A 10,584-nucleotide genomic window follows, 5' to 3' on the forward strand; every position below is an offset into this window, starting at 1 on the left:
CAAACGGAGTGCCCCCGGCACGACTCGAACGTGCGACCTAGGGATTAGAAGGCCCTTGCTCTATCCACCTGAGCTACGGAGGCAATGCGCAGGTCAGTCTATCCAACAAACGACAACACCCCGACTCGCCGACGCGACACGCGCGAAAAGCCTTGCACCGCTAACGAAATCAGTTATCGTATAGAACCTCGACACACGTACAACACCAGCTGGTAAACAGCTGTTAACCGCAACGAGGCGTGTGCACAAGGGTCGAGGAGACCAGTTCAATGGGCGTGGCCATGAGTATGACTGCGCGGTACGCGAGGGCGGGATCCCAGGCGTTCCGCCTGGTAGCAGACGCCAGAGGGGCCACTCGGGCCGCGGGTCTGCTGCTGCGCGGATCACCGTTCGCCCTGGGCTGGTTCGCCGGTTGGTTGTCGACGGAATTTCCCCCGCACGTGGTTACCGGGCATGCGTTGTCGCGGATCTCGGCCCCCTCCATCGGACGGGTGGGGGCCTCCTGGGCCGGCCAGCGGGCCGAGCAAACGCTCACCGCCAGCCTCACCGAGTCGTTCGGGCCGGATTACGCCGATCTGGTGAGCCACCCGGCCTTCGAAGCCTCCGAGTGCGTGCCCCGCGGCGGCCTGTTGCACCGGCCGGGGCCGCACGCGCGCTATGCCGCTCAGACATCGGACATTTCGTATGGCCCGGGCGGTCGGGACAACCTATTGGACATCTGGCGCCGTCACGACCTGGCGCCGGGCCGTCGCGCGCCGGTGCTGATCCAGGTTCCCGGTGGGGCGTGGGCGGTCAACGGCAAACGCGGCCAGGCCTACACCCTGATGAGCCGGATGGTCGAACTCGGCTGGATCTGCGTGTCGATCGACTACAGCAAGAGCCCGCGTTCGACGTTTCCGGCGCACCTGATCGACGTGAAGCGGGCGATCGCGTGGGTCCGCGAGAACATCGCCGACTACGGCGGCGACCCTAGCTTCATCGCGATCACCGGCGGCTCAGCCGGTGGCCATCTGGCCTCGTTGGCCGCGCTGACGCCCAACGACCCACGGTTTCAGCCCGGGTTCGAACACGCCGACACCACGGTCCAGGCGGCGGTGCCCTACTACGGCGTCTACGACTTCACCAACGCCGAGGTCATGCACGAACTGATGCTGCCGTTCCTCGAGCAGTTCGTCATGCGCGCTCGATACGCCGAAACCCCTGAGCGCTTCGCCGCGGCGTCGCCGATCAACTACGTGCACGACGAAGCGCCCCCGTTCTTCGTGCTGCACGGCGAGCGGGACGAACTGGTTCCCTGCACGCAGGCGCGCACGTTCTGCGCCGCGATGCGCGACGCCGGAGCCCCGCTCGTGGCGTACGCCGAGCTGGCCAACGCTCACCACGCATTCGACATCTTGTCCACTGCCCGCTCGCGGCTGGCCGCCCAGGCCGTCGCGGACTTCTTGGGCATCATCTACGGGCGCCGGGCCACCGCGCTGCTCGATTCGTGGTCGCTGTCGGCGACGTCGGCCAGTTGAGTCGCGCAGATCAACTGCCTGCCACAACGTTTCATCCGACGGTTCGCCGCGCCTGCCGCGGCCACTGAATCGTGCCTTTCACCAGCGGGTCAACGCGACTAGCGTTGGTGGAGCTATCCGGTTGGCGGAGCTGAGGCAGGAGGCTTGACGGCGGTGACAAGGTTGGCGCGTCGATGCGGCGATCATGACTGAGCCCGAGGGGGGCATCGGATTGTCCGACGAGCTCGGGCCGGTCGACTACTTGCTGCATCGAGGCGAAGCGAACCCACGGACCAGGTCGGGCATCATGGCGCTGGAACTCCTCGACAGCACGCCGGACTGGGAGCGGTTCCGCACCCGATTCGAGAACGCGTCGCGAAAGGTGTTGCGGCTGCGGCAGAAAGTCGTGGTGCCGACGCTGCCGACGGCCAATCCGCGCTGGGTGGTGGATCCCGACTTCAACCTGGACTTCCACGTGCGGCGGGTGCGCGTGTCCGAACCCGGCACGCTGCGCGAGGTATTCGATCTCGCCGAGCTGATCCTGCAGTCGCCGCTGGACATCTCGCGGCCACTGTGGACCGCGACGCTGGTCGAGGGCCTGCCCGACGGCAAGGCCGCAACGTTGTTGCACGTCAGCCACGCCGTCACCGACGGCGTCGGCGGCGTCGAGATGTTCGCCGAGATCTATGACCTCGAGCGTGATCCTCCGGCCCGGCCGACGCCGCCGCTGCCGGTCCCGCAAGATCTCTCGCCCAACGATCTGATGCGAGAGGGCTTCACCCACTTGCCGTTCGCTTTGATCGGTGGTGTGGTGGGCGCGGTCTCCGGAGCGGTGTCGGCAGCCGGGCGCGTGCTCATGGAACCGGTATCGACGGTGTCGGGGATCGTGAACTACGCCATTTCCGGCATCCGGGTGGTCAACCGGGCCGCCGAGCCCTCGCCGCTGCTGCGCCGGCGCAGTCTGGCCACCCGTTCCGAAGCGATCGACATCCCGCTCGCCGATTTGCATAAGGCCGCGAAAGCCGGCGGGGGATCGATCAACGACGCCTATCTGGCCGGGCTGTGCGGCGCCTTGCAGCGCTACCACCAAGCACTCGGCGTCCCGATCGGCTCGCTGCCGATGGCGGTCCCGGTCAGCCTGCGAGCCGACGCTGACACCGCTGGTGGCAATCGGTTCACCGGCGTCAACCTGTCGGCGCCGGTGGGTGCCGGCGACCCGGTCTCCCGGATGCGCAAGATCCGCGCCCAGATGACGCAGCGGCGAGACGAACCCGCGATGAACATCATCGGCTCGATGGCGCCGGTGCTCAGCGTGCTCCCTACGGCGGTGCTGGAGGGGATCACCGGCTCGGTGGTCGGCGCCGACGTGCAGGCCAGCAATGTCCCCGTTTACCCGGGCGACACCTACATCGCCGGCGCAAAGGTGTTGCGGCAGTACGGTATCGGACCACTTCCCGGCGTGGCGATGATGGTGGTGCTAATTTCGCGTGGCGGATGGTGCACCATCACGGTGCGCTACGACAGAGCATCGGTACGAAAGGAAGCCTTGTTCGCTCAATGCCTGTTGGAGGGGTTCAACGAGATTCTCGCGCTGGCCGGTGATCCGGCGCCGCACGCGGTGCCGGCGTCGTTTTCTGCGCAACCCGGTGCGATGGCGCAATCGGTGTCGGGCTCATGAGCGCCGCCAAAGATCGCGGGGTACCAACGCCGCCAAAGGATTTACGGTTGCCAGGCTCGGTCGCCGAAATCCGTGCCAGTGCCCCCGGCCCCAAAGTCGGTGCATTCTTCGACATGGACGGAACGCTGGTCGCCGGGTTTACCGCGGTCATCCTCACCCAGGAACGCTTGCGCCGGCGAGACATGGGCGTCGGCGAGCTGCTCAGCATGGTCCAGGCCGGCCTGAACCACCGGCTCGGGCGTCTCGAGTTCGAAGATCTGATCAGTAAGGCATCCGAAGCGCTGCGCGGCCGGATGCTGACCGATCTGGACGAGATCGGCGAGCGGCTCTTCGCTCAACGGATCGAGTCGCGCATCTACCCGGAGATGCGCGAGCTGGTGCGTGCCCACGTTGCTCGCGGTCACACCGTGGTGCTCAGCTCGTCGGCGCTGACCATCCAGGTCAATCCGGTAGCCCGTTTCCTCGGGATCGCCAACACACTCACCAACAAGTTCGCGGTCAACGACGACGGGATGCTGACCGGCGAGGTCGTCGAGCCGATATTGTGGGGGCCGGGCAAAGCCGATGCGGTACAACGGTTTGCGGCCGAGCACGACATCGACCTGAAAGACAGCTACTTCTACGCCGACGGCGATGAGGATGTCGCGTTGATGTACCTGGTCGGCAACCCACGGCCCACCAACCCCGAGGGAAAAATGGCCGCCGTCGCCAAGCGCCGGGGTTGGCCGGTCCTGGAATTCAACAGCCGGGGCAGCGTGGGCATCCGGCCACAAGTGCGCACGCTGGCGGGCATCAGCTCGATGTTCCCGGTCGCGGCCGGCGCACTGGGTGTCGGGCTGGCGACGCTGAGCCGGCGGCGTGGGGTGAACTTCTTCACCTCGATGTTCCCCCAGACGTTGTTGGGAGCCAGCGGCGTCAGTCTGAACGTCATCGGCAAAGAGAATTTGACCGCACAGCGTCCCGCGGTGTTTATCTTCAACCACCGCAACCAGGTTGACCCCGTTATCGCCGGTGCGCTGGTGCGCGACAACTGGGTCGCCGTCGCCAAGAAGGAGCTGCAGAAGGACCCGCTGGTGGGCACCCTTGGCAAGCTCACCGATGGTGTGTTCATCGACCGCGATGACCCCATCGCCGCGATGGAGACGATGGCCGAAGTTGAGGAGCGCGCCAAGAAGGGCCTGTCGATCCTGATCGCCCCGGAAGGTACCCGAATCGACACCACCGAGGTCGGGCCGTTCAAGAAGGGGCCGTTTCGCATCGCGATGGCAGCGGGAATTCCGATCGTGCCCATCGTGATTCGCAACGCGGAGATCGTCGCCGCCCGCAACTCCACCACGATCAACCCGGGCACGGTCGATGTCGCGGTGTTCCCGCCGATCTCGGTGGCGGACTGGACAGTTGAGACGCTGCCTGAGCACATCGCCGAGGTGCGTCAGCTTTATCTGGACACCTTGGCCAACTGGCCTGAAGACGAAGTGCCGGACGCCGAGTTGTTCGCCGAGAAGAAGGCGGCCAAAAAGGCAGCGGCCAAGCCGAAGGCCACCGCGACGAAGGCAACCAAAGCCCCGGCGAAGAAAGCGCCTGCGAAGAAGACCGCACCCCGGAAGTCTGCGGCCAAAGCTGCAAAGCCCGCAGCCAATTCGCAACCGGCGCAGCCGAATCCGAACGAATCAAAGGTCGCTCTCAAAGACGGTGAGGCAGCGCAGCCCGGTGCGGACCAGCCCGGCGGTGCCGAGTCTACGTCTCGGCCCAGAGGGCGCACGTGACACAACCGGCCGCAGACACCAGCGCAGTCCTGACCGCGCAAGATTCGCTGGTGTTGGCGTCCATGGAGTCCGGCATCGAGACGCAGCTGGTGATGGAATGGCTGGGTCAGCAGCGAGCCCGGAATCCGGATGTGAAGTTCGACGTGCTCAAGCTTCCTCCCGGCGGCGCGCCACCGACAGCGTTGAATCTGCTTGTCGACCAGCTGGAGTCCGGCGAAGACCGCTCGATCGTGCCGGTACGGGTGTTTTGGCTGCCGGCTCCCGATCGCGGCAGGGCCGCGAAGCTGGCCGGGCTGCTTCCCGGCTGGGATCCGTACCACCCCAACCAACGTCGGCAGCGCCAGATCCTGCACAAGGATCGCCACCGTGCCCGGGTGGTAACCGGCGAAGCGGCCAAGATGTCCGAGCTCCGCGAGCAGTGGCGCGATACCACTGTCGGCGGGGATGAACGGGACTTCGCCCAATTCGTCACGCGCCGAGCCCTTTTGGCGTTGGAGCGGGCCGAATACCGCATCCTGGGCCCGCAGTACAAGTCTCCGCGGTTGATGAAGCCGGAGATCTTGGCGTCCACGCGGTTTCGTGCGGGACTGAAAAAGATTCCGGGTGCCACGGTCGAGGAAGCAGGCAAGATGCTCGACGAGCTGGCCACCGGATGGAGCCGGGTGTCGGTGGACCTGGTTTCCGTTCTGGCCAGGGCGATTTGCCGCGGATTCGAACCCGAAATCGACTACGACGCGTTTCAGGTCGCCGCGATGCGCACCGGGCTCGAACTACATCCGGCGGTGCTGCTGTTTTCGCACCGGTCTTACATCGACGGCGCGGTGGTGTCGGTCGCGATGCAGGAGAACCGGTTGCCGCCGGTGCACGTGTTCGCCGGCATCAACCTGTCGTTCGGATTGATGGGTCCGCTGCTGCGCCGCTCCGGCGTCATCTTCATCCGCCGCGACATCGCCGATAACCCGCTCTACAAATACGTGCTACGCGAGTACGTCGGCTACATCGTCGAGAAGCGCTTCAACCTGAGCTGGTCCATCGAGGGCACTCGCTCGCGCACCGGCAAGATGCTGCCTCCCAAGCTCGGCCTGATGTCCTATGTGGCCAACGCGTATCTGGATGGCCGCAGCGAAGACATTCTGCTGCAACCGGTTTCGATCGGCTTCGACCAGCTGCACGAGACCGCCGAATACGCGGCCTACGCGCGGGGCGGCGAGAAGACACCCGAGGGCGTGCTCTGGCTGTACAACTTCATCAAGGCCCAGGGCGAACGCAACTACGGCAAGATCTACGTCCGCTTCCCCGAGGCCGTCTCGATGCGCCAGTACCTCGGCCCGCCGCACGGCCCGCTGGGTCAAGACGACGACGCCAAACGGCTTGCGCTGCAGAAGATGTCGTTCGAAGTCGCGTGGCGGATCCTGCGCGCGACCCCGGTAACGGCGACGGGTTTGGTGTGCGCGTTGCTGCTCACCACCCGCGGTGCCGCGCTGACGCTCGACCAACTCCACCACACCTTGCAGGACTCGTTGGATTACCTGGACCGCAAGAACACCCCGGTGTCGAACAGTGCGTTGCGGCTGCGCACCCGCGACGGGGTGCGCGCGGCGGTCGACGCACTGTCCAACGGACACCCGATCACTCGCGTCGACAGCGGCCGCGAACCAGTGTGGCTGATCACCCCCGACAAGGAGCACGCCGCGGCGTTCTACCGGAACTCGGTCATCCACGCCTTCCTGGAGACCTCGATCGTCGAACTCGCCCTGGCGCACGCCCGGCACACCGAAGGCGACCGCATGCAAGCCTTCTGGTCGCAAGCCATGCGGCTGCGCGATCTGCTGAAATTCGACTTCTACTTCGCCGATTCGACGGCCTTCCGTGACAACATCGCCGAAGAGATGGCATGGCATGACGATTGGGATTCTCACGTCGCGGCCGGCGGCGCCGCGATCGATGCGCTGCTGTTCGCCAAGCGGCCGTTGATGTCCGACGCGATGCTGCGGGTGTTCTTCGAGGCCTACGAGATCGTCGCCGACGTCTTGCGCGATGCGCCCGCCGACGTCGGCCAAAAAGAACTCACCGAGTCCGCACTCGGGGTCGGCAAGCAGTACGTCGCGCAGACCCGGGTGCGCAGCAGTGAGTCGGTGTCCACGCTGCTCTTTGCCACCGCGCGTCAGGTCGTCGCCGATCAGGATCTGATCGCACCCGCCCCGGATCTCACCGAACGCCGGGTCGCCTTCCGGCGGGAATTGCGCGCGATCCTGCGGGATTTCGGCTACGTCGAGCACATTGCCCGCAACCAATTCGTGGCCCGCGAATTCCAGGCACGCGAGGAGCGCGCCGCTCACCCGGCCGGGTAGCGCGGGCTTTGCCGATGCCCGGCCATACCCTGGATGTATGACGATTGGCCAGTCCGCAGCTAAGCCCAGGGAGCTGGTGTGGCCGCTGCTTACCGGCGTCGCGGTGCTGGCCGGCTGCACGGCCGCCGGCATCGGAGCGTTGTCGCTGGCCGACGCGCTGACCGCCACGGGATTGCCCGATCCGGGCCCGGCGACCACCCTGGGCCTGCCGTTCGTCCGGGCGGCGGGCGAAATCGCCGCGGTGCTGGCCGTGGGGTCGTTCCTGTTCGCGGCGTTTCTGGTGCCGCCGCAAAAGTCCGGCGTGCTCGACGCCGGAGGCTACCGCGCGCTGCGGCTCGGGACGGTCGCGTCGGGCGTGTGGGCGGTGTGTGCCGCACTGTTGATCCCGCTCACCATTTCCGACGTATCCGGTCACCGGTTGGCCGAGATGCTCGATCCGGTGCGGCTCTGGTCGCTGGCCAGCCTGGTCAATACCGCCTCCTCGTGGCGGTGGACGGCGTTTCTGGCCGCCGGCGTCACACTGGCCAGCTTGGCGGTGCTGCGCTGGTCGTGGACGCCGCTGCTGCTCGCCGGTTCGCTGCTCACGTTGATCCCGCTGGGGCTGACCGGTCACTCGTCGGCCGGCGGCTCACATGACCTGGCCACCAACAGCCTGCTGATCCACCTCGTCGGCGCCAGCTTGTGGGCCGGCGGGCTGTTGGCTCTGCTGGCGCATGCGCTGCGCGGCGGCGATCACCTCGCCCTCGCGGCCCGGCGATTCTCGATGCTCGCGTTGTGGTGCTGGGTTGCGATGGCGCTCAGCGGCGTGATGAACGCCCTGGTGCGAGTGTTGCCGTCGGATCTGCTGACCACCACCTACGGGCGGCTGGTGCTGGCCAAGTTCGTCGCGCTGTGTGGGCTGGGTGTGCTGGGGTGGCGTCAGCGTCGCGTCGGAGTCGTTGCGCTGCAACGTGCTCCCAGTTCGCGCAGCGCCCTGATCCGGCTCGCGCTCGTCGAGGCGGTCCTGTTCGGCGTGACGTTCGGCATCGCCGTCGGGCTGGGCCGCACCCCGCCGCCACCACCGCCGATCCGGTTGCCGTCAATCCCCGAGGCCGAAATTGGTTACGACTTCGACGGCCCGCCGACGGTGGTGCGAATCCTGCTGGACTGGCGCTTCGATCTTGTCTTCGGCACGGCGGCAATCATTTTGGCCGCGCTGTATGTTGCCGGGGTGTTGAGGCTGCGCCGGCGAGGCGACCAATGGCCCGCCGGTCGGGTCGTGGCCTGGCTGCTGGGCTGTCTGACCCTGCTGTTCGTGACCTCGTCCGGGGTCGGCCGCTACATGCCGGCGATGTTCAGCATGCACATGGTCGCGCACATGGGGCTGTCGATGCTGACGCCGATCCTGCTGGTGCTGGGCGCGCCGGTCAGCCTTGCGCTGCGGGCGCTGCCCGCCGCCGGTCGCAACGACCCGCCGGGAATGCGCGAATGGTTGCTGGCCGCCCTGCACAGCCGGGTGTCGCGCATCCTGACCAATCCGATCGTGGCCACGGTGTTGTTCGTCGCGGGCTTTTATGGCCTCTATTTCACGTCTATCTTCGACGACGCGGTGGCCAGTCACGCGGGGCATTTGGCGATGAACGTGCACTTCCTGGTCAGCGGCTACCTCTTCTATTGGGTGGTCATCGGCGTCGACCCGACGCCGCGGCCGATCCCGCATTTGGCCAAGGTCGGCGTGGTGTTCGCGTCGCTGCCCATGCACGCGTTCTTCGGTGTGGAACTGATGGGCACCCCAACCGTGCTGGGGGAGGCCTACTACAGATCCCTGGGCTTGAGTTGGCATACCGACCTGCTGGGCGATCAGCGCTTGGGCGGCGGAATCGCTTGGGCGGCAGGCGAAGTGCCGCTTGTGATCGTGATGCTGGCGTTGCTGATGCAGTGGGCCCGCAGCGATGCGCGCACCGCGCGGCGTCTGGACCGGGCGGCCGACCGCGACGACGACGCCGATCTGACCGCCTACAACGCCATGCTGGCCGAACTCGCGAGGGGGCCCAAGCCGGCATCTCAGGGGCCCGGATCGACTATGCCGGGGGAGGTTCGGAAGCCGGGTTGAGGGTGTCGCTGTCGGCGGCGACGCGCGCGGTCCGGTCCAGGCGCGCCACTTCAAGTTCCGAGTCCGCCAGCAGCTGCTCGATGCACGCCTCCGAGGCCCCGAGGTAGGTGCTGTCGAGGTCGATTTCCGTGGCCACGCACCAGGCTTGGTCTTCGGGCCACCACAGGTTGGCGGACTGGTGGCCAAGGGACGGCGATTGCACCGACTGGGCGGCAGCGGTGAGTGGTCCGCGAGCCAGGTAGTAGGCGCGACCAGGCAGCTGAAATGTCGGCAGGTCGTCAAATGCGAGGTCGATGCCGCCCCAGCCATCCCATACCGCAAACCAGCAATGGTCCACGGCCGCGGTATGTCTCGCGAGGGTGCGGATGAGCGAAGCGGCGACATCGGCTGGAAGTGTCCCTACCGAAGGTGCTTCGTCTACGACGGCGGATTGTCGGGCGCGGTACCCGGGGGTGTACCGCGATGCGCAACCGATCAGCCGATTGAATTGCATCTGCGGGTGCGCCAACTTGTGGTTGGCGCGGGCGACGTCGGCCCAGCTCACCGTCACCCCGCCGATGGCGGCGGGGTGGAACACGCGGGCGTAGGCGTCGAAAACGGCCGGAACCAGCGACCCGACGTTCTCCCCAAAGCCATGCGGCCTTTCGATCATCCATTGCGCAGCACGGAGATCATCGACGATCTCCAACGCACCGACCGTAACCACTCGTCCACCATAAGTTCGACGCGCCGCCGGAGAGTAATCCCGCCACGCACGAGCGTAAGCACTCTGCGAATATTGGCACGGTTCTTTGCTGTGTGCTTCCGCTCGGGCATTGGGGTCGCATAGTGCTTCGGTGCGTATGTCTTGATTTCCCAACCTGTTTGGCTTCGGACCGATGGCTGGGGGCCGGTAACCAACCTAGTTGTTGGTTGGTGGTGGTTGGGGTTGGAAGGGGTCGTACCACCACCATTGGGCGCGTTCGCCGGTGGGTCCGGGGCAGGGTTTGACGTCGGGTGGGGGTTGGGTGGGCGGGTGTGCGAGGGATCCTGCGCTCAGTGGTCGGCCGTCCTCGTCGGTGGCGGTGAGCGCGTCGGCGGGTCCGGTGAGGGTGATCAGGCCGCGGTGATGGGCGCGGTGGTGATACGGGCAGACCAGCACCAGGTTGGCTAGTTCGGTGGGGCCGCCGTCTTCCCAGTGCCGGAGGTGGTGGGCGTGCAG

7 protein-coding genes and 1 tRNA gene are annotated in these 10,584 nt (G+C 66.5%); 5 read left to right on the top strand and 3 right to left on the bottom strand.

Annotated elements, in window-relative coordinates; all coding sequences use genetic code 11:
- Positions 1 to 9: 9 nt before the first annotated feature.
- Positions 10 to 83 (bottom strand) — tRNA-Arg (locus AC5Y5O_RS31040).
- Between the two features lie 186 nt (positions 84 to 269).
- Here AC5Y5O_RS31040 and lipQ point away from each other — a divergent pair.
- The 5 genes from lipQ to AC5Y5O_RS31065 all read left to right on the top strand — a co-directional run bounded on the left by lipQ (position 270) and on the right by AC5Y5O_RS31065 (position 9,383).
- On the top strand, positions 270 to 1,517 hold the full coding sequence (gene lipQ / locus AC5Y5O_RS31045; protein ID WP_096289381.1) for an esterase LipQ: 1,248 nt from the start codon (positions 270 to 272) through the stop codon (positions 1,515 to 1,517).
- Positions 1,518 to 1,701: 184 nt separating this feature from the next.
- Positions 1,702 to 3,174, top strand: a complete 1,473-nt coding sequence (locus AC5Y5O_RS31050; RefSeq protein WP_096289379.1) for a WS/DGAT/MGAT family O-acyltransferase — start codon at positions 1,702 to 1,704, stop codon at positions 3,172 to 3,174.
- Positions 3,171 to 4,940: an HAD-IB family hydrolase gene (locus AC5Y5O_RS31055; RefSeq protein ID WP_500028689.1), complete on the top strand. Its 1,770-nt coding sequence runs from the start codon at positions 3,171 to 3,173 to the stop codon at positions 4,938 to 4,940. The genes AC5Y5O_RS31050 and AC5Y5O_RS31055 overlap by 4 nt, the downstream gene beginning before the upstream one ends.
- A complete protein-coding gene (locus tag AC5Y5O_RS31060) occupies positions 4,937 to 7,291 on the top strand; it encodes a glycerol-3-phosphate 1-O-acyltransferase (protein WP_500028690.1) in 2,355 nt (784 codons plus the stop codon). Before AC5Y5O_RS31055 ends, AC5Y5O_RS31060 begins: the two co-directional genes overlap by 4 nt.
- Before the next feature lie 37 nt (positions 7,292 to 7,328).
- Positions 7,329 to 9,383 carry a bifunctional copper resistance protein CopD/cytochrome c oxidase assembly protein gene (locus AC5Y5O_RS31065; protein ID WP_500028691.1) on the top strand — a complete coding sequence of 685 codons (2,055 nt, stop codon included), beginning with the start codon at positions 7,329 to 7,331 and terminating at the stop codon, positions 9,381 to 9,383.
- On the opposite strand, the gene AC5Y5O_RS31070 is transcribed toward AC5Y5O_RS31065, so the two are convergent.
- On the bottom strand, positions 9,352 to 10,089 hold the full coding sequence (locus tag AC5Y5O_RS31070) for a hypothetical protein (RefSeq protein ID WP_096289371.1): 738 nt from the start codon (positions 10,087 to 10,089) through the stop codon (positions 9,352 to 9,354). The two genes, AC5Y5O_RS31065 and AC5Y5O_RS31070, sit on opposite strands and share 32 nt — an antisense overlap.
- Before the next feature lie 195 nt (positions 10,090 to 10,284).
- Positions 10,285 to 10,584 (bottom strand): HNH endonuclease signature motif containing protein (locus tag AC5Y5O_RS31075; RefSeq protein WP_500028692.1); only part of this gene is annotated, 300 nt, incomplete at its 5' end.

The sequence above is a fragment of the Mycobacterium sp. NGS40 genome, from assembly GCF_059812735.1.